23 protein-coding genes and 1 riboswitch are annotated in these 22422 nt (G+C 71.8%); of the genes, 14 read left to right on the plus strand and 9 right to left on the minus strand.

Annotated elements, in window-relative coordinates:
* Positions 1-11 precede the first annotated feature (11 nt).
* Positions 12-2201, plus strand: coding sequence for a bifunctional glycosyltransferase family 2 protein/CDP-glycerol:glycerophosphate glycerophosphotransferase (locus tag O7597_RS14055; protein WP_281582912.1), 2190 nt, complete (start codon positions 12-14; stop codon positions 2199-2201).
* A gap of 145 nt (positions 2202-2346) precedes the next feature.
* Positions 2347-3648, plus strand: coding sequence for an ABC transporter ATP-binding protein (locus O7597_RS14060; protein WP_281582913.1), 1302 nt, complete (start codon positions 2347-2349; stop codon positions 3646-3648).
* 100 nt (positions 3649-3748) lie between these two features.
* On the opposite strand, the gene O7597_RS14065 is transcribed toward O7597_RS14060, so the two are convergent.
* On the minus strand, positions 3749-4084 hold the full coding sequence (locus O7597_RS14065) for a hypothetical protein (protein WP_281583252.1): 336 nt from the start codon (positions 4082-4084) through the stop codon (positions 3749-3751).
* A 255-nt stretch (positions 4085-4339) separates the two neighbouring features.
* Here O7597_RS14065 and O7597_RS14070 point away from each other — a divergent pair, with 255 nt between their 5' ends.
* From O7597_RS14070 to O7597_RS14095, 6 genes are all read left to right on the plus strand, one after another.
* On the plus strand, positions 4340-5140 hold the full coding sequence (locus O7597_RS14070; RefSeq protein ID WP_281582914.1) for a helix-turn-helix transcriptional regulator: 801 nt from the start codon (positions 4340-4342) through the stop codon (positions 5138-5140).
* Complete coding sequence (locus O7597_RS14075; protein WP_281582915.1) at positions 5131-5319, plus strand: DUF397 domain-containing protein; 189 nt, start codon at positions 5131-5133, stop codon at positions 5317-5319. The genes O7597_RS14070 and O7597_RS14075 overlap by 10 nt, the downstream gene beginning before the upstream one ends.
* 105 nt (positions 5320-5424) lie before the next feature.
* Complete coding sequence (locus O7597_RS14080) at positions 5425-5889, plus strand: DUF4442 domain-containing protein (RefSeq protein WP_164446391.1); 465 nt, start codon at positions 5425-5427, stop codon at positions 5887-5889.
* Positions 5890-6298: 409 nt separating this feature from the next.
* On the plus strand, positions 6299-6883 hold the full coding sequence (locus O7597_RS14085; RefSeq protein ID WP_164446390.1) for a hypothetical protein: 585 nt from the start codon (positions 6299-6301) through the stop codon (positions 6881-6883).
* 71 nt (positions 6884-6954) lie between these two features.
* Positions 6955-7707, plus strand: coding sequence for an HAD-IA family hydrolase (locus O7597_RS14090; protein ID WP_281582916.1), 753 nt, complete (start codon positions 6955-6957; stop codon positions 7705-7707).
* Positions 7704-10079: a glycosyl hydrolase family 65 protein gene (locus O7597_RS14095; RefSeq protein WP_281582917.1), complete on the plus strand. Its 2376-nt coding sequence runs from the start codon at positions 7704-7706 to the stop codon at positions 10077-10079. Before O7597_RS14090 ends, O7597_RS14095 begins: the two co-directional genes overlap by 4 nt.
* A gap of 15 nt (positions 10080-10094) precedes the next feature.
* On the opposite strand, the gene O7597_RS14100 is transcribed toward O7597_RS14095, so the two are convergent.
* Complete coding sequence (locus O7597_RS14100; RefSeq protein ID WP_164446387.1) at positions 10095-10274, minus strand: hypothetical protein; 180 nt, start codon at positions 10272-10274, stop codon at positions 10095-10097.
* A 165-nt stretch (positions 10275-10439) separates the two neighbouring features.
* Here O7597_RS14100 and O7597_RS14105 point away from each other — a divergent pair, with 165 nt between their 5' ends.
* Positions 10440-11108 carry an alpha/beta fold hydrolase gene (locus tag O7597_RS14105; RefSeq protein WP_281582918.1) on the plus strand — a complete coding sequence of 223 codons (669 nt, stop codon included), beginning with the start codon at positions 10440-10442 and terminating at the stop codon, positions 11106-11108.
* Between the two features lie 7 nt (positions 11109-11115).
* Here O7597_RS14105 and O7597_RS14110 read toward each other — a convergent pair whose 3' ends face one another.
* From O7597_RS14110 to O7597_RS14125, 4 genes are all read right to left on the minus strand, one after another.
* Positions 11116-12342: an AI-2E family transporter gene (locus O7597_RS14110; protein ID WP_281582919.1), complete on the minus strand. Its 1227-nt coding sequence runs from the start codon at positions 12340-12342 to the stop codon at positions 11116-11118.
* A 104-nt stretch (positions 12343-12446) separates the two neighbouring features.
* Positions 12447-13232 carry a hypothetical protein gene (locus O7597_RS14115; protein ID WP_281582920.1) on the minus strand — a complete coding sequence of 262 codons (786 nt, stop codon included), beginning with the start codon at positions 13230-13232 and terminating at the stop codon, positions 12447-12449.
* A gap of 240 nt (positions 13233-13472) precedes the next feature.
* The gene (locus tag O7597_RS14120; RefSeq protein ID WP_281582921.1) at positions 13473-13868 is read right to left on the minus strand and encodes a hypothetical protein; all 396 of its coding nucleotides are present in this window, start codon (positions 13866-13868) and stop codon (positions 13473-13475) included.
* A gap of 97 nt (positions 13869-13965) precedes the next feature.
* Positions 13966-14301, minus strand: a complete 336-nt coding sequence (locus O7597_RS14125) for a helix-turn-helix domain-containing protein (RefSeq protein WP_269740158.1) — start codon at positions 14299-14301, stop codon at positions 13966-13968.
* 199 nt (positions 14302-14500) lie between these two features.
* On the opposite strand from O7597_RS14125, the gene O7597_RS14130 reads away from it, so the two are divergent.
* The gene (locus tag O7597_RS14130) at positions 14501-15199 is read left to right on the plus strand and encodes a carbonic anhydrase (protein ID WP_281582922.1); all 699 of its coding nucleotides are present in this window, start codon (positions 14501-14503) and stop codon (positions 15197-15199) included.
* Between the two features lie 81 nt (positions 15200-15280).
* On the opposite strand, the gene O7597_RS14135 is transcribed toward O7597_RS14130, so the two are convergent.
* The 3 genes from O7597_RS14135 to O7597_RS14145 form a co-directional block, all read right to left on the minus strand.
* The gene (locus tag O7597_RS14135; protein ID WP_269740156.1) at positions 15281-16297 is read right to left on the minus strand and encodes a hypothetical protein; all 1017 of its coding nucleotides are present in this window, start codon (positions 16295-16297) and stop codon (positions 15281-15283) included.
* A 3-nt stretch (positions 16298-16300) separates the two neighbouring features.
* A riboswitch (cyclic di-AMP (ydaO/yuaA leader) is annotated at positions 16301-16432 on the minus strand.
* A gap of 166 nt (positions 16433-16598) precedes the next feature.
* On the minus strand, positions 16599-17945 hold the full coding sequence (locus tag O7597_RS14140) for a YibE/F family protein (RefSeq protein WP_281582923.1): 1347 nt from the start codon (positions 17943-17945) through the stop codon (positions 16599-16601).
* Between the two features lie 275 nt (positions 17946-18220).
* Positions 18221-18517 carry a metal-sensitive transcriptional regulator gene (locus tag O7597_RS14145; RefSeq protein WP_099847797.1) on the minus strand — a complete coding sequence of 99 codons (297 nt, stop codon included), beginning with the start codon at positions 18515-18517 and terminating at the stop codon, positions 18221-18223.
* 112 nt (positions 18518-18629) lie between these two features.
* On the opposite strand from O7597_RS14145, the gene O7597_RS14150 reads away from it, so the two are divergent.
* The 4 genes from O7597_RS14150 (at position 18630) to O7597_RS14165 (ending at position 22373) form a co-directional block, all read left to right on the plus strand.
* The gene (locus O7597_RS14150) at positions 18630-18839 is read left to right on the plus strand and encodes a copper ion binding protein (RefSeq protein ID WP_269740154.1); all 210 of its coding nucleotides are present in this window, start codon (positions 18630-18632) and stop codon (positions 18837-18839) included.
* 33 nt (positions 18840-18872) lie between these two features.
* Complete coding sequence (locus O7597_RS14155; RefSeq protein ID WP_269740153.1) at positions 18873-19868, plus strand: hypothetical protein; 996 nt, start codon at positions 18873-18875, stop codon at positions 19866-19868.
* Between the two features lie 11 nt (positions 19869-19879).
* Positions 19880-22129, plus strand: a complete 2250-nt coding sequence (locus O7597_RS14160; protein WP_269740152.1) for a heavy metal translocating P-type ATPase — start codon at positions 19880-19882, stop codon at positions 22127-22129.
* A gap of 70 nt (positions 22130-22199) precedes the next feature.
* Positions 22200-22373, plus strand: coding sequence for a CsbD family protein (locus tag O7597_RS14165; protein ID WP_269740151.1), 174 nt, complete (start codon positions 22200-22202; stop codon positions 22371-22373).
* The last annotated feature ends 49 nt before the right edge of the window (positions 22374-22422 follow it).

Genomic DNA, 22422 nt, shown 5'->3' on the forward strand with positions numbered 1-22422 from the left:
GGGCCGGGACGATGACGCTTGTCAGCTTCGTCGTCCCGGCCTATCGGGTGCAGGGCTACCTGCGGGAATGCCTGGACTCGATCCTCGCCCAACCGGTCGCCGACATCGAGGTGATCGGGATCGACGACTGCTCGCCCGACGGCAGCGGTGACATCCTCGCCGAGTACGCCGAACGCGACGAGCGGGTGACCGCCGTACGACTGGAGCGCAACGTCGGGCTGGGACCGGCGCGCAACGTCGGGCTGGACCGGGCCACCGGCGAATACGTCTGGTTCGTCGACGGCGACGACTGGCTGGCGGCGGACTGCCTGGTCGAGGTGGCCGCCCGACTGCGTCAGACCCGGCCGGACGTGCTGCTGGTCGACCACGTACGCGCGCACTGGGACGACACGGTGACCCGCAGCGCGATGGCCGAGGTCTTCCCCGTACCGCCGGGGCCGGTGACGTTCCGGCTGGTCGAGCGGCCGGAGACGGTGAACCTGCTGCACACCGCGTGGAATCGGCTGGTCCGCCGGCGGTTCCTGGCCGACGTGGGGCTGCGCTTCGCACCCGGCTGGTACGAGGACGTCTCGTTCAGCTATCCGGTGCTGCTGGCCGCCGACCGGATCGGCGTGCTGGACCAGGTCTGCGTGAACTACCGGCAGCGGCGGGCCGGGGCGATCACGAAAACCCGCGGCGAGCGTCACTTCGACGTGTTCGAGCAGTGGCACCGGGTGTTCCGGGAACTCGACCGGCTCGGGGCCGAGGAGCTGCGGCCGGCGATCTTCGAGCGGATGATGTGGCACTACCTGGTGGTGCTCGGCAACGGTGACCGGATCGGGCCGGAGCTACGGCCGACCTTCTTCGCCCGGGTCGCCATCGAGCACGCCCGGTTCCGACCGCTCGACGGGCACCGGGTGCCGAGCGGGGTCGAAGGGCTCAAGCACCGGCTGGTGGCGGCCGGCCGATGGCGAACGTTCAGCGCGTTGCGAGCCGCGAGTCGGGCGGGGGAAACCGCCCGTCGGCTGGCCGGCCGGACCCGCCGACGGGTGCTGCCACCGGCCCGGCTCGGCGTGCGGCGGGCCCGCGACGCGGCGCTGCGCCAGTACCAGCGGGCCGAGCGACGCCGGCCGGTCGAGGACAACCTGGCCGTCTACGCCGCGTACTGGTACCGCGGCTACGCCTGCAATCCCGCCGCGATCTACGAAGCGGCCCGCCGGCTGGCACCGCAGATCCGGGGCGTGTGGATCGTCCGGCGGGACCGGGTGCACACCCTGCCCGAGGGGGTCGAGTACGTGGTCGCGGGCACGCCCGCGTACCACCGGACGCTGGCGCGGGCCCGATGGCTGATAAACAACGTCAACTTCCCGGACTCGGTACGCAAGCGACCCGGCACGGTGCACGTGCAGACCCACCACGGCACCCCGGTCAAGGTGATGGGGCTGGACCAGCAGCGCTATCCGCTGGGCGCGGGCGGGATGGACTTCGCCGGCCTGCTGCGCCGGGTGGACCGGTGGGACTACAGCGTCACCTCGAACAGCTTCTCCACCCAGATGTGGGAACGCGCCTATCCGGCCGGGTACACCACACTGGAGGTGGGCTACCCGCGCAACGACCGGCTGGTCACCGCGACCGCCGAGGAGGTGCTGCGGCTGCGCGCGGAGTTCGACGCCGGCCTCGGTGAGCAGGTCGTGTTGTACGCGCCCACCCACCGGGAGCATCTGCCCCGGTACCGGCCGCCGTTCGACCCGGAGCGCTTCCTGGACGCGCTCGGCCCCGCCGGCCTGCTGCTGATGCGCAGTCACTACTTCCAGGACCGGAACCGGCAACGACCGCCTGCGGCGGCCCGTGGTCGCGTCCTGGACGTCAGTGCCCATCCCCGGGTCGAGGACCTGTACCTCGCCGCCGACGTGCTGGTCACCGACTACTCGTCGGCGATGTTCGACTACGCCGTCCTGGACCGGCCGATCGTCCTCTACGCGCCCGACTGGGACGCCTACCGGTTGACCCGGGGCGTCTACCTGGACATCGTCGCCGAGCCGCCCGGACCGGTGGCCCGGACCTTCACCGAGCTGCTCGACGTGTTCCGCTCGGGTGCGCTGCGCGCACCCGACGCCGAGCGGGCCCGGGCCCGCTTCCGGGAGCGGTTCTGCGCCCTGGAGGACGGGCGCGCCGCCGAGCGGGTGGTGCGCCGGGTGTTCCTCGGGGAGAACCCGGCCTGAGTTGGAAGTTCCGCACAATCGCCGCTAATCGATGGAACGTAATAGGTCTGTCACGATTCAAACATGGCACGTTTACCCGATGTGCCATCCGCATGATCCTGGCCACAGTCATTCGGGATTCCGTGGACGAGGTGGGGAGGAGACGGTGACCACCGTCGCACTCAAGGACGTCACGAAGGTTTTCCGCGACGGCACGGTCGCGGTCGACAGCATCAACCTGGACGTGAAGGACGGTGAGTTCATGGTGCTGCTCGGGCCGTCCGGCTGTGGGAAGTCGACGGTGCTGCGGATGGTCGCGGGCCTGGAGGACCCGACCTCCGGCGCGGTGATGCTCAACGGGGAACTGGCCAACGACCTGCCGCCCCGGGAGCGGAAGATCGCCATGGTCTTCCAGGACTTCGCGCTCTACCCGCACATGAGCGTCAACGACAACATCGCCTTCCCGCTCAAGCTGGCCGGGGTCGAGCCGACCCCGCGCGGCGAGCGGGTCACCGACGTGGCCAGCGCACTGGGCATCGGTGACGTGCTGGCCCGACGTCCCAGCCAGCTCTCCGGTGGCCAGCGGCAGCGGGTCGCGATGGGCCGGGCGATCGTCCGCCGGCCGGGGCTGTTCCTGATGGACGAGCCGCTGTCCAACCTGGACAGCGGCCTGCGGGCGGAGCTGCGGGCGGAGATCTCCGGCCTGACCCGCGAGCTGGGGGTCACCACCATCTACGTGACGCACGACCAGGCCGAGGCGCTGACCATGGCCGACCGGGTCGCCATCATGCGCAAGGGCGTGCTCCAGGACGTGGGCACCCCGACCCAGGTGTACGGCCGACCGGCGACCCTCTACGTGGCCGCCTTCCTGGGCAGCCCCCGGATGAACCTGCTGGAGGCGTCGGTCTACGTCCACCTCGATCGTTACGTCACGCTCACCCTCGGGGAACAGGCGCTCTACCTGCCCTGGGACGACATCCGCAGCCGGGCCGTGGCGCACTACCACGGCGAGCGGATCGTGGTCGGGATGCGGGCCGAGGCGCTCACCCCGGTCGCCCCGGACACCCCAGGCGACGTGCTCCAGGGCCGCATCCGCTACCTGGAGCACCACGGTCACGAGTCGCTCGCCTTCCTCGACATCGGCGCGACCGCCATCATGGTGGACGACATCGGCGCCCCGGCGGACGCGGACGCGCCGCCCGGCCAGCGCGGCCTGCGCCGGTTCGGCCAGGTGATGCAGCGGATAACCGGCCGGGCCGGCGAGTCGACGACACCGGCGACGAACGGCACCCGGGCCAGCGTGCTGCACGACCCGGGCCGGCACCACCGCCGCCCGGCCGAACTCGCGGTCCGGCTCGCCCCGTACCCCGCCGTCACCGCCGGCCACCCGCTCGCGGTCCAGGTACGCATGGACGCCCTGCACTTCTTCGACGAGCGCGGCGACCGCATCGACGTCGGCTGGCGCTGACCCCCGCCCTGCTCCGCGGATCCCCCGCTCCGTCGATCATGCAGTTGGGGCACTCGATATGCGGCAGAAACGCCCTTTGTCACGTGCCACAACTGCATGATCAGCGCGGTGCGGGGAGCGGGCGGCGGTACGGGGACCAGGCCACGAAGCGGGTGAACAGTTGCCGTGGGGTGGGGCCGTCGTGGGGGTTGAGCCGGTAGAGGTCGCGGGTGGCCTCGTAGAAGAGGCCGGAGAGGTAGATCGAGAGGCCGATCTCGTTGCGGCCGTACTCGACCTTGAGCAGTAGGCGGGCCATCGAGCAGGGCCACGGATGGCCGCAGGCCCGGCAACACCACAGCGGACGCAGCGGGGTGTGCGGCGTCTCGTGCACCGGGTACGCCCGAGGGCGGTCGGGGGCTGGTCCGCCGCCTGGCTGCGGTAGTTGATGGCTGATCACCGGTCGGTTCGGCACAGGGCTGGTCATGTCCGCTCGCTCCGATCCACTGTCTCCACTCGCCGCTTATTGGGTCCGGGGTCCGTCTCGGCGGGGGAGGCCGGACGGACCCCGGTTATGGAAACCCCACAGCCTGCCGCAACTCGGGGTATCCGCTACGTGACAGTCTGGTGAGAACACCGCTAGCGTCGGAAGGCGATCGCCCCCGACCAGCCCAGCCGTACGACACGGCGGGCACCCACGTGCAGAGGTGTGCAGATGGATCGGATGCCCTTGCTCGATCTGTTCGCCGGTGAGCTGCGCCGGCTGCGGACGAAGGCCGGCCTCTCCCAGGAGGCGCTCGGCGAGCAGATCTGTTATTCGGCCTCGCTGGTCGCCTCGGTCGAACAGTGCCGCCGCGCGCCCCGGGAGGAGTTCACCCAGCGCTGCGACGACGCGCTGCACGGCGAAGGGCTGCTGCTGCGCATCCGGGAGGCGATCCTCAAGGAGAGCCTGATGCCGTGGTTCCGGGAGTGGGTGACGATCGAGCAGGAGGCCACCGCGCTGTGCAGCTTCGAGCCGCTGGTGGTGCCCGGCCTGCTCCAGACCGAGGACTACACCCGCGCGCTCTACGAGGGCGCCAGCCACCTGGTCGGCGACCAGGTCGAGCAGCCGCTGGCCGCCCGGCTCGACCGGCAGAAGGTGCTCGACCGGCCGAGACCGCCGCTGCTGGTGGCGGTGCTCGACTACACGGTGCTGGAGCGCCCGGTCGGCGGCCCGAAGGTGATGCGGGAGCAGTTGCGGCACCTGGTGGCGGTGGGCGACCGGACGCGGGTGCACCTGCACGTGGTGCCCCGGGGTGTCGGTGCCTATCCCGGGCTCAACGGCGCCTTCGTGATCGCCACGCCGCCCGAGGGCGACGACCTCGCCTACCTCGACAACCAGTTGAAGGGCACCATCGTGGAGCGCACTGTGGACGTAAACTCCCTGCGGCAGCACTGGGAGTCCGTCCGGGCCGAGGCGCTGCCGCACGGGGCCACCCTCAAGATGATCTCGGAGGCGGCGGAATCATGGACCTGACCGGCGCGATCTGGCGCAAGAGCAGCCGCAGCAGCGGCAACCAGGGCAACTGCGTCGAGGTCGCCGACAACCTGCCCGGTGTGGTTGGCGTGCGCGACAGCAAGCACCCCCACGGCCCGACCCTCACCCTCACCCCCGACGCCTGGCGCTCCTTCCTGGCGTACGCCAAACGGAGCTGACCCGATTCGTGGCAGTGCAGATGCGCCGGGGTCGGCGTGTCGGCCGCCTGCGCTGCCACGGATCGCTCCTTGCCGGACGAAGTTACTGGCGGGTAGCTTGATGGGATGACTATCGACTCGCGGCAGGTGGCGGCCGGCATGCTCGAGGCGGTGCCCTTCGCCCGTACGCTCGGCTTCGAATTCGTCGAGGTGGCCCCGGAGGCGGAGGGTTCGGTGCGGGCGGTGGTCCGGCTGCCCGACTCGCCGGCCACCCACAACCACATCGGTGGCCCGCACGCCGGGGCCATGTTCACCCTCGGGGAGACCGCCTCCGGTGCGGTCGTGCTCGCTGCCTTCGGTCACCTGCTCGACCGGGCCACGCCGCTGGCGGTGCGGGCGGAGATCGCGTACCGCAAGCTCGCCCTGGGCCCGGTGCGGGCGACGGCGCGGCTCGGCCGCGCGCCGGCCGAGGTGGTCGCGGAGTTGGAGGCCGGCGAGCGACCCGAGTTTCCGGTACGCGTGGAGATCGCCACCGAGGAGGGCAAACCGACCTCGGAGATGACCGTCATCTGGACCCTGCGCCCGAACTGACTGCCAAGCTGGCCCGACATGCGGCATGTCGGGCCCTGCTGTCCCGAGGATCGCCCGACATGCCGCAAGCTGGGGCCTGTCCCGCGCCGAGACCGTCGAGGGTCGTCGATGTTGCCGGATGGGGCCCAAGCGTGTTGGAATGACTCATATCGCCGCAGCGCGGGGGCAAACGCGCTGAGCACGGCCAGCACGGGAGCAACCCAGTGCCGGTTGCGCATCGCTCGGGCACCTGCCTGCGCGCCGCTCACCTGGGCCAACTTCACCGGTCACACCTACCCGGGCACGGTGGTCCACCGGTCGTATCACCGGCTGCTGTCTTCGCGTCGACCGAGATGGTCGAGCGTCGACGCGCCGGAGGCGTCCCAGCGGTCCGCAACGCACAGAACCGGCGACGAGGTGAGAAACGATCATGATTTCCCGGGAGAGTTTCGCAAGGTGGTTCCGGCACCGCTACGTGTGGGCGGCGGCGATCCTGCTGGTGGTGTCGACAGGTGCCGTCGTGCTGGTCAACTCGGCCACGTCGAAATCGGAGCCGCCGGACCTGCACGGGCAGATCACGAACTGGATGCGTACCACGCTGGAGGAGGCGGACCCGGAGCAGCACAACCACGCCGGGCACGACATCCAGCAGGTGGCGAACGGGGAAGAGACCAAGCCCGCGGTGATCTGCGGAGTGCACGTCTACGGCTACGAGCCGGCCGAGGTCACCGTGCTCGCCGACGTGCGGACGGTCTACGGCTTCCACCTCTGCGGGGTCGCCGAGCAGGGGCGCCCGTGGGACTGGGCGGTCAAACTGGCCGGCCCGGTGATCATCGACATGTCCACCGAACCCGCGGACATCCAGGTGGTCGAGGCGACCGAGGACACCAGGTTCATCGACCGGCTGCGGCAGATGTTCCCGGCCAAGTACGCGGAGCTGGCGGAGAAGGAGGCGCTGGAGCCGTCCGAGATGGCCGATCTACGCCGCCGGTACGACTCCGCGGCCGGACTCTGATCAACCCCGGGGCCGCGCCGGTATCAGCGGAAGTGTGTTTGCCGGTCCGCGTCCGCGGATAGATTGATACGATGCTCGGCCTGCCTGATCATGTGACCGCTGTTCTGTTCGACCTCGACGGTGTGCTCACGCAGACCGCCCGGGTGCACAATGCCGCCTGGACCGAGACCTTCGACGACTACCTGCGCCGGCGCTCGGCCACCACCGGTGAGCCGTACCGGCCGTTCGATCCGGGGCCGGACTATCACCGGTACGTCGATGGTCGCCCGCGTCTCGACGGGGTGCGGACCTTCCTCGCCTCCCGTGGCATCACGCTGCCGGAGGGGGCACCGGAGGATCCACCGGGCGCCCAGACCGTGTACGGCCTCGGCAACCAGAAGAACACCATGGTGCTGGAGCGGATCCGCACGATCGGGGTGGACGTCTACCCCGGCTCGGTCGCGTACCTCAAGGCGGTGGCCGCGGCGGGGCTGCGGCGGGCGGTCGTCACGGCCAGCGCCAACGGCCGCGAGGTGGTCGCCGCCGCCGGCCTCGAGCCGCTGTTGGAGGCCCGGGTGGACGGCCTCACCGCCCGAGCCGAGGGGCTGCGCGGCAAGCCGTATCCGGACACCTTCCTCGCCGGAGCGAAACTGCTCGACGTGGTGCCGGAGAAGGCAGCCGTGGTCGAGGACGCGTTGGCCGGCGTCGAAGCCGGCCGGGCCGGCGGCTTCGGGTACGTGATCGGCGTGGACCGGGCCGGCCACGCCGACGAGCTGCGCGCGCACGGTGCCGACGTGGTCGTCGACGACCTCGCCGACCTGCTCGACACCGGGCGGCCCGAGTGATCCGGGAACGGGCGTACCCGGTCGAACCGTGGCACGTCCGGGAGACCCGGCTGGACATGGACGTGCTCGCCCAGTCCGAATCGGTGTTCGCGCTGTCCAACGGACACGTCGGCCTGCGCGGAAACCTGGACGAGGGTGAGCCGCACGGGTTGCCCGGCACCTACCTCAACTCGTTCTACGAGTTGCGGCCGCTGCCGTACGCGGAGGCCGGGTTCGGCTTCCCCGAGTCCGGCCAGACCATCGTCAACGTCACGAACGGCAAGCTCATCCGACTGATGGTCGACGACGAGCCGCTCGACGTGCGCTACGGCGAGGTGCTCGCCCACGAGCGGATCCTCGACATGCGCGCCGGCACCCTGCACCGGTCGCTGCACTGGCGTTCGCCGGCCGGACGCGAGGTCCGGGTGAACACCACCCGGCTGGTCTCCTTCCGGCAGCGCTCGGTGGCCGCGATCCGCTACGAGGTGGAGGTGGCCGACGACGAGCCGCTGCGGTTGATCATCCAGTCGGAACTGGTGGCCAACGAGACGTTGCCGCCGCAGAGCCGCGACCCGCGGGTCGCCGCCGTGCTCGAGTCGCCGTTGCAGGCGGAGGAGGAGCTGACCACTCCCGCCGGTGGGCTGCTCATCCACCAGACCAAGGTCTCCGGGCTGCGGGTCGCCGCCGCGATGGACCACGAGGTGGCCTCGCCGGCCCGGACGTCCGTCGGCTCCGAAGGCTACGAGGACTGGGTCCGCACCACCGTGGCCTGCGTACTGGAGCCAGGGCAGAAGCTCCAGGTGGTCAAGTACCTGACCTACGGTTGGTCCAGTCGGCGTTCCCTGCCGGCGCTGCGCGACCAGGTCGGCGCCGCGTTGGCCGCGGCGAAGCTGGACGGCTGGGACGGACTGGTTCGTGAGCAGCGGGAGTACCTGGACGAGTTCTGGGACGCCGCCGACGTCGTGGTGGACGGGGATCCGGAGGTGCAGCAGGCGGTCCGGTTCGGCCTGTTCCACGTGCTCCAGGCAGGCGCACGGGCGGAGCGCCGGCCCATCTCGGCCAAGGGGCTCACCGGCCCGGGGTACGACGGGCACGCCTTCTGGGACACCGAGATGTTCGTCCTGCCGGTGCTGACATACACCCACCCGGCCGCCGTCCGGGACGCGCTGTACTGGCGTTTCTCCACGCTGGAGCAGGCCCGGGAACGGGCGCGCACGCTCAATCTGGCCGGTGCCGCCTTTCCGTGGCGCACCATCGAGGGGCCGGAGTCGTCGGGGTACTGGCCGGCGGGCACCGCCGCGTTCCACATCGCGGCGGGCATCGCCGACGCGCTGCGGCGCTACGTGCTGGTGACCGGCGATCGGCAGCTGGAGCGGGAGATCGGGCTGGAGCTGCTGGTGGAGACCGCGCGGCTGTGGCGCTCGCTCGGGCACCACGACCGCGCCGGCAACTTCCACGTCGACGGGGTCACCGGTCCCGACGAGTACACCGCCGTCAAGAACGACAACATCTACACGAACCTGATGGCCCAGCGGAACCTGCTGACCGCCGCCGAGGCGGCGTCGCGGTACCGCGACGAGGCGTTCCACCTCCGGGTGACCGACGAGGAGGCCGCCGCGTGGCGGGACGCCGCCGCGGCCATGCACATCCCGTACGACGAGGAGCTGCGCGTCCACCAGCAAGTGGAGGGTTTCACCCGGTTGCAGGAGTGGGACTTCGAGCAGACCCCACCGGACAAGTACCCGTTGCTGTTGCACTATCCGTACTTCGACCTGTACCGCAAGCAGGTGATCAAGCAGGCCGACCTGGAGTTGGCCATGCACTGGCGGGGCGACGCCTTCACCAGCGAGGAGAAGCTGCGCAACTTTCTCTACTACGAGCGCCGTACGGTCCGCGACTCGTCACTGTCGGCCTGCACCCAGGCGGTGCTGGCGGCCGAGGTCGGCTACGCCGATCTGGCGCACAGCTACCTGCGTGAGGCCGCGCTGATGGACCTGCACGACCTGAACGAGAACACCCGGGACGGGGTGCACATGGCCTCGCTCGCGGGTGCCTGGATCGCACTGGTCGCCGGATTCGGCGGCCTGCGGGACCATGACGGGACGCTGTCGTTCGCGCCGTGCCTGTCCAGCCGGCTCAACGCCCTGTCCTTCTCGCTCCAGTGGTGCGGCATGCGGCTGCGGGTCGACGTACGCGGCCACGACACGACGTACGCCCTGCACCACGCCGCCCCGGACGCGGTCATCGAGCTGCGTCACCACGGTGAATCGGTGCGCGTCACTTGCGACGAGCCGGTGACCGTACCGAATCCGCCGCCGCGTACGGATCTACCGACGCCGGAGCAGGCGCCCGGTCGGGCACCCCTGCTCCGGCTGCCGGAGAACCCGGCCTGACCCGCTACCGCGTCGTCAGATGGGCTCGCCCTGGGAAGGGCGACCGGTGGCGTCGTGGGGCGTCCTCGCCCGGGGATCGTCGGCCGAACGCGCCTGGGCCGCGTCGTCCGCCCAGTCCCGTCCACGCCGGTCGTCCTGTTCCCGCCGGTCACGTTCGGCGGCGGACTGCACGGGCTCGCGCTGGTGATGCGCCATGACGGTCCTCGCGATCTGTCGGCGGCGCCGGTGACGCCGGTCCGTCTCTGGTCACCCGTCGGCTACCCGCCGCCCTCCGGCGCAAACCCACTCGCCGCGTGCCCGGGGCTTGTTGTCGGTCGGGCCGGGTATCCGGGCGGGCGAGACAGCTCAGGGGGAGGCGAGATGGACGTGCGCGGCGAAGCGGTGACGATCCCGGCGGGCGGGGTCCTGCTCCCAGCGGACCTGCTGGTGCCGGCGGAGCCCGCCGGTGCGGTGCTGTTCGCGCACGGCAGCGGCAGCTCCCGGCACAGTCCGCGCAACGCGACGGTGGCGCACCAGCTCACCGGGGCGGGGCTCGGCACCGTCCTGGTGGATCTACTGACTCCGGCCGAGGACGAACTGGACGCGGTCACCGCCGAGCTGCGCTTCGACATCGGCCTGCTGGCCGACCGTCTCGCCGGGATCGTGGACTGGCTGGCCACCGAGCGGCCGTTCGGGGCGGCCCCGGTAGGTCTCTTCGGCGCGAGCACGGGAGCCGCCGCCGCGCTCGTCGCCGCCGCGCGACGACCGGATCTGGTACGCGCGGTGGTGTCCCGCGGTGGTCGTCCCGACCTGGCCGGCTCGGCGCTGGGCCAGGTGCACGCCGCCACCCTGCTGCTTGTCGGCGGTCTCGACGAGCAGGTGATCACGCTCAACGAACATGCGCTCGGTCAACTGACGTCCCGATCCGAGCTGCGCGTGATTCCGGGTGCGACGCACCTGTTCGAGGAGCCGGGCACGCTGGACCAGGTCGCCGAGGCGGCAGCCGACTGGTTCCACGACCACCTGCACCCGCAACCCGCCTCCGCCTGAAACACCCTCAGGCAGGTTCGGGATCGCCTCCGGCCGGCGACGATCCCGAGGGGGCGGTCGACGGGCGGGCCGGTGGCTTCTTCGAAGGCGGCGAGCCGGGCGCCGGTGGGCCGGACGCCGAATCGGACCCGTCCGCCGCAGCCTGCCGTTGACGCTGGACGCTGTCGACGACCCGCCAGGCGACCGCAACGATCGGAACCGCGACGAAGGCACCCGCGATGCCGGCGATGAGGGTGCCGGCGGTCACCGCGACCAGGATCACCACCGGGTGCAGCCGTACCTGGCGCTTCATCACCAGCGGCTCCAGCAGGTTGCCTTCGATCTGCTGGACGGCGATCACGGCGGCCAGGGTGAGCAGGGCGGTGGTGGGCCCGTTGGCGGCCAGGGCCACCAGCACCGCGACCGCGCCGGCCACGGTGGCACCGACGATCGGCACGAACCCGCCGATGAACGTGATCAGCGCCAGCGGGAACGCCAGCGGCACCCTGAGCAGTACCAGCGCCAAGCCGATACCGATGGCGTCGATGGCCGCGATCAGCATGGTGCCCCGGCTGTACGAGCCCAGGGTGTGCCAGCCGGTGCGACCCGCCTCGGCGGCGATGTCCCGGTTGGGCCCGGCGGCCCGGCGCAACGTCCAGCGCCACATCTCCCGGCCGTCCTTGAGCAGGAAGAACAGCAGCACCAGAGCGAGCAGGATCGAGCCGACCACCTCGGCCACCGTGCGGGCGCTGGCGACCGGGTCCACCTGCTGCTGGCTGATCGCCTGGCGCAACTGGGCGAGCAGGCTGTCCAACTGTTGGTCACTGACCGGCAGGGTGGAGGTGACGAAGTCCCGGGTGCGCTCCAGCCCCTGACGCAGTTCCTCCCCCAACTCGCTGAACTGGTCGGCGGTCAGACTCCACACCAGCGCGCCGACGCCGCCCAGGATGCCGAGCAGGAGCAGGACGCTGAGCAGGGCGGCGAGCGCGGCTGGCAGCCGCAGGCGACGCAACGCCAGTTGCACCGGATCGAGCAGTGCGGCGAGGAAGAGGGTCGCGGCCACGGCGATGGCCAGCGGGGTGACCAGCAGCGTGATCCGGGCCAGCAGGTAGAGCCCGGCGGAGATCACTACCAGGCAGGCGCTCCACACCACCGCGGATCGGACCAGCCAGGGCAGGGCGGCCCAGGTCTGGCGTGGTCCGGCGCCCCGCACCGCCGTCCTGTCGGGCTGGTTCCCGTCATCGCTTGCGACCACGTCGGCCCTCCTCAGTGTCCGGCGTGGTCGGTACCCGGTCGACGTCCTTCCGACACTAGTTGCCGACGACCGGCCCGGAGGGCGTTCGGCTCGCGAGACCCGACTCAGTACGCGGCGACCGGTGCCCGGCCGACGACCGCCGGGATCTCCCGGGTCTGCTCGGCGGCGCCGGGTGTGGTCAGCGGCAGGACCGACTCGCGCTCCTCCACCACCGGCACCAGGGCGGCGGCCGCTTCCTCGCGCAGGCTGCGGGCCGCCGCAGCGGCGAGTTCCGCGGCCCGCCAGGTGGCCTGCTCCCGTTCCCGGGCCGCCCGCTGCCGGGCCAGGAGGTGGTCGCGTACCGCCCGGCGCAGCATCAACTCCTGCTCCACCGGGTGCAACCGGGGATCCCAGCCGCGATGCGCGAAGACGTCGCTGAGCTGCTCCACCGACAGTTCCCGCCGCCAGTACGCGTCCAGGGCGGCCCGGTGCAGCCAGCGCTCCCGGTCGGCGTACTCGGCGGGGGTGCGGGCGGTCTGCGGCAACGGCATGCCGGCGGCGCGGGAGAGCCGGCGTACGTCCGCCTCGGCCGCCTCGTACGACCGCCACGCCTGCTCGGCCTCGTCCTGTGCGGCGAGCCACTCGTCGCGCCGGTGCCGGGCGGTGGCGTCGGCCCGGTCCGCCGCGATCGTGACCTCCTCGGCCCAGCGCTCCTGGTCACGTCGGTGCTCGGCGTGGTCGGACCCAATCGGCAGAGCGGCCTCGCGGATGCGGACGCCGGCGTCGAAGCGGAAGAGTCGGGGTCGTAGCAGCAGGCCGGTGACGGCGAGGGTCACCAGGCCGAGCAGGCCCAGCCAGATGGCCGCGGCCCGGGGCGCGTCGAGCAGGACGGAGGACAGGGCGGTAGGCATCATCAACACCTCGCGGTCGGGATGAGTCGTCGACTGTGGTGGACGCGGGTCGTGGCGGCGGGGTAGGTGCCCGGGGCGCGGCTGATGCCGTTCCAGGCCGGCCGGATCGGGCTCGCCGGGATGGTCCCGGGATCACCGTGGCAGTGACGCGGCGAGTCGGCTGGCCGCCTTGGTCCGCCTGGCGTCCGTGCCAGCGCGGCGGCGTCACCTGACTCGATCGGTCGGCCGGACCGCCGTCGGTCAGCCGACGGGTGGGCCGCGCCGGGTCGGCTCGCCCGCGCGGACGGCGGGCACCGGGGCGACGCGGTGGTCGACCTGGGCAGCCCCGGCCGATGTGCCGTCGGTGCCTGCGGGCCGGGCCGGCGCACTGGTGGTCGGCTCGCCCCACTGGCCGGCGTCGACCGCCCGCGCGGGCTCGACGGCGGGCCGGACGGCCGGCACCGCGGTGGACGGCGAGCCGAGGGCGACGGTGGCGGTCGGTGGTGACACGGCGGTGGACCGGGCCGGCGGATCGGCCGCGACGGCCCCGCCGAGACCGACGGCGAGCACCAGCGACGCCAGCGCCAGTCGGGTCAGCTCGCGCAGTGCGCGCAGCGTCGCCGGCCACAGTGGACGGGCGAACGCGGGAGACGGCACGGAACCCAACCTATCCCGCCTTCGGCGGGATCGCAGCGCCGCGTTCGTCCGGGGTGGGTGAAGCGCGCCACGTCGTCCGATCAGGAGGTCCGTCGACTCACCCCTCGGCGGTGCCGGTGACCTGCTCCTTGGTGAAGAGGGCCAGCAGGTCGCCGACCTCGTGGTCGGCCTCCGCCGGGTGCCGGAACCGTCCGGCGGGGTTCAGGGTGTACTCGTTGCGCCGACCCACCCGGGTGCGGTGCAGGTAGCCGCCGGCCTCCAGGTCGGCGACGATCGCCTGGGCGGCACGCTCCGTGACGCCGACCTCGGTCGCGACGTCCCGTAGCCGGGCGGTGGGGTTACGGGCGATGGCGAGCAGGACGTGCGCGTGGTTCGTGAGAAACGTCCAGTTCCGCGCGTTTTCCCGTGCGTCAGTGCTCGCCATGTCCGCCATCGTATGACCTGCCGTTCGGCTACCTCGGCTCGCGCCGTCGCCGATACCGGCCCGGCCGAGCGCAAGCGTCGACTGATGCATGAAACACATATCACGTATAGCTTGACGTGCGTTATGCCGCGTGTGACCGTGATGGCAGCCCGTGACCAGCGCCGGCCGGGATGACCAGGCATTCCTCCCAGAGATGAGGTGCAGCTGGATGAGTCGACCCGGAACGCCCGGTACGCAACCCGGTCCGGACCGCGAGGCGCTCGGCGCGGATCATGCCGGTGCCCCGCAGGGCGCCCTCGCCGAACTGCTCGCCGGCAACCGCCGATTCGTCACCGACGCGCTGCGGCATCCCAATCAGGACGCCGGGCGTCGGGCTGCCGTCGCGACCGGGCAGCATCCCTTCGCGGTGATCGTCGGCTGCTCCGACTCCCGGCTCGCCGCCGAGATCATCTTCGATCGCGGGCTGGGCGACCTCTTCGTGGTCCGCACCGCCGGGCACACCGTCGGGCCGGAGGTGCTGGGCAGCGTGGAGTACGCGGTGGCCGTGCTGGGTACGCCGCTGGTGGTGGTGCTGGGCCACGACTCGTGCGGCGCCGTCCAGGCGGCCCGCGACGCATTGGCCACCGACACCACGCCCCCCGGGCACTTGGGCGCCGTGGTCGACGCGGTGGTGCCGAGCCTGCGCCGAGCGCAGGACGCCGGGGTGCACGAGCTGGACGAGATCGTGGACATCCACATCGCGCGAACCGTCGAGACGATGCTGGACTCCTCGGCGACCCTCGCGGCGGAGGTGGCTGCCGGGCGGTGCGCGGTGGTCGGCATGTCGTACCGGCTGGCCGCCGGTGAGGTGCGGGCGGTCGCCGCGGAACCCGCCGAACTGGCCGGCGTGATGGCGACCACGCCCTGATCCGCGACCGACGACGTCCGGAACGACGAGGGCCGTCCCGCCACGGTCGGCGGGACGGCCCTCGGTGCGTCGCGTGGGGGGTCAGAGCAGTGACACGTGCACGTGGTCGGTGTGGTTGGACGGGCCGCTGTAGGAACTCCAGCGTTCCGTCGCCGCGAACCAGATCTGGCGGTTCCAGATCACGTAGTAGACGCCCAGCCGGTCGGCGTTGCGGACCAGGAAGGCCGCCAGGTTGTTGCCGTAGATCCGGGTGTCGTTGTTGTGCCACGGGCTGAAGCCGCTGTTCTGCAACGACCAGTCACAGGCCCGACCCTTGGGGTGCTCGAACTTGTCACCCGGTCGGAAGCAGCCGACGAACCGGTTGAACCCGGCCCGCTTGACCTCCTTGTACATGTGCAGCGTCCGGGGCGTGATGCAGCCCGACGTGGTGGGGTCGTTCTGGCTGCACGACTCGGGCTTCCACCCGCCGTCCGAGGACCGGTTCGGCCCGATCCGGGCCACCGGCGAGGTGGCGTCCACCAGTCCGCCGGTCAGGCCGACACCGCCGACCAGCCGGAGGGACTTCTCCGCCTCGCTCTTCTTGCGCGCCATGTCGTTGGTCAGCTTCTTCTGCTCGCGCACCTCGGCGTCGAGCGCGAGCTTGGCCTGCTCGGCGCGGAGCTTTATCGCGTTGACCTCGCCCAGCTTCTTGTCGTTCACCAGGTTCAGCTCGTCGAGTGCCGAGGCCCGGTTGATGAACGAGTCCGGTGCGCCGCTCTGCAACAACATGGCGATCGCGCCGACCCGGCCGGTCCGGTAGGACTGGGTGGCGATCTCGGCGACCTGCGGAGCGAGCGCGTCCAGGTCGGCCTGCGCGGCACGGACCTCGACCGCCAGCTGGAGCTGGCGTTTCTTGGACTTCTCCAGCTTGGCCTTGGCCTTTGAGTAGTCCCGGGTGGTCGCCTCGATCAGATCGTTGAGCATCGGCGGGTCGTCGTCGTGCTCCGCCGGTTTGGGGTCGTTCGGTGCGGCCGTGGCCGGCATCGGGCCGGCGAACACGGCGAACGCGGCGAACACGGCCACCACGGGTGTCAACCAGCGGCGTAGGGGTGCCGTCACTGTTTTCCCTTCCATCGACCGCCGACCGGGTTAGCTGACGGGTTCGGGACGGAAGTGGCCCCTACCGCTTTCGCGGATTCACCCCACCTACCTGGGTCCCCGGCTCGCCTGAGGGCGATTGGGCGGTGGCACCGCAGGCGCCGCTGCGCGCCTTCGGCGGTGACCGGCAGTGAGGTTACCCGACAGTCCATCTGTGCTTCTACGCCCCGAACCCGACTAGATGCGTCATTTCGTAATCGCTTTGAGTGACCAGCGACACGGTTTCGAGCCGCATCGGCAGGGGCGGTCACGTTGAGGAGTGTCACCATGTGGTGTCCGTGCTCCTGTCCGGGTCGGGCCACCCCGAGGGGGTGGCGGGGGACGTGTTTCGGGTGGGTGGGGTGCTCAGGGCGCGGAGCGCCTCGGCCCGGTCCGTCGCCGGCCGGGGGACCAGGGGGGTGGGTTCGCCGGTGCGGGCACCAGCCTCGCCGCGTCCGGCGGTGGTGACGACCGCCGCCAGCGCCGTGGTCAGCGGCACCGCGGCGATCAGCCCGAGCGTGGCCACCACGCTCCGGACGATCTCCGTGGTGAGGAACTCGCTGGTCACGATCTGGCCCAACGCGCGGGAGTCCGCGGTCAGCAGGAGCAGCAGTGGCAGCGAGGCGCCGGCGTACGCCAGCACGATGGTGTTCACCACCGACGCGATGTGGGCTCGGCCGACCCGGGTGGCCGAGCGGTACAGCTCCCGGCGGGAGAGGTTCGGGTTGGCGTGGCGTAGCTCGTTGACCGCGGCGGCCTGGGTGACCGTGACGTCGTCGAGCACGCCCAGCGAGCCGATGATGATGCCGGCCAGCAGCAGGCCGTGCAGGTCGACATCCCCCCGGAACATGGACAGGGTGGTGGCGTCCTCGCTGCCGAATCCGGTCAGGTGGGTGGCCCCGGTGGCGGCCAGCCCGAGCAGCCCGGTGAGGACCAGACTGGCGAGCGTGCCGAGCACGGCCACCGAGGTCTGCGCGGAGATGCCGTGGGTCAGGTACAGCACCACGAACATGATCAACGAGGCGCCGACGATGGCGACCGCGAGCGGCGGCTGGCCGGCGCTGATGCCGGGCAGCACGAAGGTCAGCAGGATCGCGAAGCTGGCCGCCAGGCCGCCCAGCGCCGCCAGGCCCCGTAGCCGCCCGAAGGCGACGATGGCGGCGGCGAAGAGCACGGCCAGCCACACCAGCGGCTTGCCGCGCTGGTGTTCGGCGATGTTGTAGGTGCTGACCGACGGATCCTCCGGGTCGACGAGCGAGACCAGGATGATGTCGTCGCCGACGTCGACGCGGGGTGCCCCCGGCCCGGCCGGGATGGGCGTCTGCACGTCCTGTCCGGCGTCCGGGCCGGTCTGCACTCGCACGGTGACCGTGCCGCAGGGGCCCGCCGCGGTCGTCGGGGTGCCCTCGGGCACCACCGGGTTGGGCGGGCAGGGCTCGCTCACCACCCGGGTGACCGTGCCGTGGTAGCGGGGGGCGTCGTCGGTGGCCTCGGGACGCGGGGCGTCCCGGGGCCAGAGCACGATCGCGGCGACCAGGGTGGCGAGGAAGAGGGGGACCACCGTCACGACGAGGATCCGCCGCACCCGGGGCGGGGTGGGCGGAGCGGAACGGGTGTGGTCGGCGCCCATTCAGTGTCTCCCAACGATTTCAGGGCTGAGTACGTGTCGATGGGCGAGACGGTTCAGTGCCGCCGGACGACCGTGTCGAAGGGCAGCCCGAATGGCCGGAAGGTGGCGGGGCGGCTGCGTACCGTGAGCTGTGGAGGGGTTCGCGACGGCGGCAGGGGCGGGTGCCCGCCGGCGACCTCGGGCCGCGCGGCACGGATTTCGGCTGGCCATCGTGTGCGAATGGTAACCAGCCCGAACTCGCGACGCCGTTCGCGAGGGTATGTCGGCGGGTCGGATCAGCCGCGCTTCATGAGCCGGCCCACGGCGGCCATCATCTCGGTCGCCATCTCGTCGGCGCGTCCCTCGGCGGCACCTTCGTGCATGCAGTGCCGGGCGTGCCCGTCGAGCAGACCGAGGGCGACCTTGTCCAGCGCGGCCTGGATGGCGGAGATCTGGGTGAGCACGTCGATGCAGTAGCGATCGTCGTCGACCATCTTCTCGATGCCGCGCACCTGGCCCTCCACGCGGCGCAGCCGGGCCAGGAGTTGGTCCTTGCTGGCGGTGTAACCACGGATCGGCGCGGGTGTGCTCATGCCGACAAGGATAGCCTACCCCCAGGGGGTATGGTACGGTCGATGTCGTAGATACCCCCTACGGGTATCGGGTGGTGCTCGGCCACCCTGGCGAGCTGGTGAGGAGAGTCGCATGGTCAGCACGACGTACCAGGTGCAGGGCATGACCTGCGGGCACTGCGTCAACGCGGTCAGCACCGAGATCGGTGCGATCGAGGGAGTCAGCGACGTCCAGGTGGACCTGGCCACCGGTCAGGTGACCGTCACCAGTGACCAACCGCTCTCCGGTGACGCGGTGCGTGCCGCGGTGGACGAGGCCGGATACGAGCTGGTCGGCGCCTGAGCCGGCCGGCAGGCGGAAACCGAGGAGTCGAGCATGAACACGGCGACGAGGCTGAGCGGTTTCGTGCTCGGCCTGGCGGCGGTCTTCGGCGCGGCGTACGGGGTGGGGCAGCTGACCGGCCCGGTGAACGTGCTCGCCGCCGACCACGACAGTGCGGGCGCCGGTCACGGGGGTGACGTCCGCGCCGAGGGCGACACCGGCCGAGCGGCGGGGCCGGTCGGGCACGGTGAAGGGGAGGCCGGGCAGCTGCCCGGCGGCCTGCTCGTCTCAGACCGCGGCTACTCCCTGGTGCCGGTCGACGCGCCGCCGGGTGAATTCGCGTTCCGGATCACCGGCCCCGACGGCCGCCCCGTGACCGGATACGACGTCAGCCACGACGAACGGATGCACCTCATCGTGGCCCGCCGCGACCTGTCCGGCTTCCGGCACGTCCATCCGGAGCTGGCCGCCGACGGCACCTGGCGGATCGCCTCGCCGCTGGACTCCCCGGGGGTGTGGCGGGCCTTCGCGGACTTCACCCCGACCGGCGGTGACCCCATGACGCTCGGCGTCGACGTGACCGTCCCCGGCGCGCTGACCGAGCGAGAGCTGCCCGCTCCGGCGAGCAGCGCCACCGTCGACGGTTACACGGTCACCCTGGCCGGCACCCCACGGCCCGGGCACTCCACCACGCTGACGTTGACCGTCAACCGCGACGGCGCGCCGGTGACCGATCTGGAGCCGTACCTCGGCGCGTACGGTCACCTGGTCGCGCTGCGCCGGGGCGACCTCGCCTACCTGCACGTACACCCCGAGGGTGCCCCGGGCGACGGGCGGACCGCCCCCGGACCGCAGGTCAGCTTCGCCACCGAGTTCCCCTCGGCCGGCACGTACCGGCTCTACCTCGACTTCCGGCACCGAGGCGTGGTGCGTACCGCCGAGTTCACGGTGCGGGTCGGTGACCCGGGCGGTGCCGCCGCGCCGACCGACGGGCTCGCGACCCCCGGACCCGAGGACGGGCACGGCAGCCCCGGGCACGGGCACGACTGACGGGACCAACCATGAGCACGAGCCGACCCCTGACCGCCGCGCCGCACCTGATCGAGCTGGCCATCGGCGGGATGACCTGCGCGTCCTGCGCCGCCCGGATCGAGAAGAAGCTCAACCGGATGGACGGCGTGCAGGCCACCGTCAACTACGCCACCGAGAAGGCGACGGTCTCCTACGCCGACCCGGTCACCCCGGACGACCTGGTCGCCACGGTCGAGAAGACCGGCTACCAGGCCAGCCTGCCGCCACCGCCCACCCCGGCCGGGCCGGCAGCCGCCGAACCGGTGGACCCGCTGCCCGCCCTGCGTACCCGGTTGTGGGTCTCGGTGGCGCTGAGCGTCCCGGTGATCGTGTTGGCCATGGTGCCGGCCTGGCAGTTCACCTACTGGCAGTGGCTGTCGCTGACCCTGGCCGCCCCGGTGGTGGTCTACGGCGGGCTGCCCTTCCACCGGGCCGCGCTGGTCAACCTGCGGCACGGCGCCGCGACCATGGACACCCTGGTGTCGCTGGGCACGCTGGCCGCCCTGGGCTGGTCGGTGTGGGCGCTGTTCCTCGGCACCGCCGGCACCCCGGGAATGACCCATCCGTTCAGTTTCGACATCGGCCGCACCGACGGCTCCGGCAACATCTATCTGGAGGCCGCCGCCGGGGTGACCACCTTCATCCTCGCCGGCCGTTACTTCGAGGCGCGGGCGAAGCGAACCGCCGGGGCGGCTCTGCGGGCGCTGCTGGAACTGGGCGCCCGGGACGTGTCCGTGCTCCGTGACGGCGTGCAGACCCGGATACCGGTGGACCAGCTCGTGGTGGGCGACCGCTTCGTGGTGCGGCCCGGCGAGAAGATCGCCACCGACGGGACGGTGGAGGAGGGTTCCTCGGCGGTCGACGCCAGCCTGGTCACCGGCGAGTCGGTACCGGTCGAGGTGGCAACGGGTGACGCGGTGATCGGCGGCTGCGTCAACGCCGGTGGGCGACTGGTGGTCACCGCGACCCGGGTCGGTGCCGACACCCAGCTCGCCCAGATGGCCCGCCTGGTCGAGCAGGCGCAGAGCGGCAAGGCCGCCGCCCAGCGGCTCGCCGACCGCATCTCCGGGGTCTTCGTGCCGATCGTGATCGCGCTGGCCGCCGGCACACTCGGCTGGTGGCTGGGCGCCGGTGCCGGACCGGCCGCCGCGTTCACCGCCGCCGTGGCAGTGCTGATCATCGCCTGTCCGTGCGCCCTCGGTCTGGCCACACCGACCGCGTTGCTGGTCGGCACCGGCCGTGGCGCACAGCTCGGCGTACTGATCAAGGGGCCAGCGGCGCTGGAGTCCACCCGGCGGGTGGACACCGTGGTGCTCGACAAGACCGGCACCGTGACCACCGGCCGGATGAGTCTGCTCGCGGTGACCCCCGCCGGCGGCGAGCGACGCGACGAGGTGCTGCGGTTGGCCGCCGCCCTGGAGAGCGGCTCGGAGCACCCGGTCGCCCGGGCGGTGGTGGCCGGGGCCGCCGAGGTCGGCGCGCTGCCGCCGGTCACCGACTTCACCAACGTGGCCGGACTGGGCGTCTCCGGCACCGTGGACGGCCGTCAGGTGCTGCTCGGCCGGGGCCGGCTGCTGCGCGAGCGGGGTCTGGTCGTACCGGACGACCTTGCCGGGGCGGCGACCGACGCGGAGGCGGCGGGGCGTACGGCGGTGCTGGTGGGCTGGGACGGCCGGGCCCGGGGCCTGCTCGCCGTCGCCGACCAGGTGAAGCCGACCAGCCCGGAGGCGGTACGGCGGCTGCGGGCGCTCGGCCTGAAACCCGTGCTGCTCACCGGTGACAACGTCACGGTCGCCCGGGCGGTGGCCGCCGAGGTGGGCGTCGACGAGGTGATCGCGGAGGTGCTGCCGACGGAGAAGGTCGAGGTGGTCGCCCGGTTGCAGGGCGAGGGCCGGGTGGTGGCGATGGTCGGCGACGGGGTCAACGACGCCGCCGCGCTGGCCCGGGCGGATCTCGGCCTGGCGATGGGCACCGGCACCGACGTCGCGATCGAGGCGTCGGACCTGACTCTCGTCCGGGACGACCTGCTGGCCGCGGTGGACGCCATCCGGCTGGCCCGCAACACCCTCGGCACCATCAAGGGCAACCTGTTCTGGGCGTTCGCCTACAACGTGGCGGCTTTGCCGCTGGCCGCCGCCGGGCTGCTCAACCCGATGATCGCGGGGGCGGCGATGGCGTTCTCGTCGGTGTTCGTGGTGGCCAACAGCCTCCGGCTGCGCCGGTTCCGCGCGGTTTCCTGAATTTCCGGTTGGTTGCCGTCCTGCTGGGTACCTGACTGTACGTAGCGACAGGCACCCCCGGGAGGCTGACATGGGCGTCGAGGACAAGTTCAACAACACTGCCGAGAACACCGGTGGCAAGATCAAGGAAGGCGTGGGTCGCGCCACCGACGACGAGCAGCTGGAGGCCGAGGGTCGTGGCGACCAGATGAGCGCCAACCTCAAGCAGGCCGGCGAGAAGATCAAGGACGCGTTCCGCAAGTAGTCAGGTACGCGGCACGGACGCCGGGTCGGCTCACGCCGGCCCGGCGTTC

It is taken from the genome of Verrucosispora sp. WMMC514 (assembly GCF_027497295.1).
Classification (GTDB): domain Bacteria; phylum Actinomycetota; class Actinomycetes; order Mycobacteriales; family Micromonosporaceae; genus Micromonospora; species Micromonospora palythoicola.

Bases quoted from the DNA above. Each gene is read 5' to 3' on its own strand.
- O7597_RS14075 (WP_281582915.1), top strand. From the start codon at position 5,131: ATGGACCTGACCGGCGCGATCTGGCGCAAGAGCAGCCGCAGCAGCGGC.
- O7597_RS14105 (WP_281582918.1), top strand. From the start codon at position 10,440: ATGGACGTGCGCGGCGAAGCGGTGACGATCCCGGCGGGCGGGGTCCTG.
- O7597_RS14130 (WP_281582922.1), top strand. From the start codon at position 14,501: ATGAGTCGACCCGGAACGCCCGGTACGCAACCCGGTCCGGACCGCGAG.
- O7597_RS14100 (WP_164446387.1), bottom strand. From the start codon at position 10,274: ATGGCGCATCACCAGCGCGAGCCCGTGCAGTCCGCCGCCGAACGTGAC.
- O7597_RS14140 (WP_281582923.1), bottom strand. From the start codon at position 17,945: ATGGGCGCCGACCACACCCGTTCCGCTCCGCCCACCCCGCCCCGGGTG.
- O7597_RS14150 (WP_269740154.1), top strand. From the start codon at position 18,630: ATGGTCAGCACGACGTACCAGGTGCAGGGCATGACCTGCGGGCACTGC.
- O7597_RS14125 (WP_269740158.1), bottom strand. From the start codon at position 14,301: ATGGCGGACATGGCGAGCACTGACGCACGGGAAAACGCGCGGAACTGG.
- O7597_RS14090 (WP_281582916.1), top strand. From the start codon at position 6,955: ATGCTCGGCCTGCCTGATCATGTGACCGCTGTTCTGTTCGACCTCGAC.
- O7597_RS14055 (WP_281582912.1), top strand. From the start codon at position 12: ATGACGCTTGTCAGCTTCGTCGTCCCGGCCTATCGGGTGCAGGGCTAC.
- O7597_RS14145 (WP_099847797.1), bottom strand. From the start codon at position 18,517: ATGAGCACACCCGCGCCGATCCGTGGTTACACCGCCAGCAAGGACCAA.
- O7597_RS14085 (WP_164446390.1), top strand. From the start codon at position 6,299: ATGATTTCCCGGGAGAGTTTCGCAAGGTGGTTCCGGCACCGCTACGTG.
- O7597_RS14155 (WP_269740153.1), top strand. From the start codon at position 18,873: ATGAACACGGCGACGAGGCTGAGCGGTTTCGTGCTCGGCCTGGCGGCG.
- O7597_RS14070 (WP_281582914.1), top strand. From the start codon at position 4,340: ATGGATCGGATGCCCTTGCTCGATCTGTTCGCCGGTGAGCTGCGCCGG.
- O7597_RS14160 (WP_269740152.1), top strand. From the start codon at position 19,880: ATGAGCACGAGCCGACCCCTGACCGCCGCGCCGCACCTGATCGAGCTG.
- O7597_RS14165 (WP_269740151.1), top strand. From the start codon at position 22,200: ATGGGCGTCGAGGACAAGTTCAACAACACTGCCGAGAACACCGGTGGC.
- O7597_RS14115 (WP_281582920.1), bottom strand. From the start codon at position 13,232: ATGCCTACCGCCCTGTCCTCCGTCCTGCTCGACGCGCCCCGGGCCGCG.
- O7597_RS14080 (WP_164446391.1), top strand. From the start codon at position 5,425: ATGACTATCGACTCGCGGCAGGTGGCGGCCGGCATGCTCGAGGCGGTG.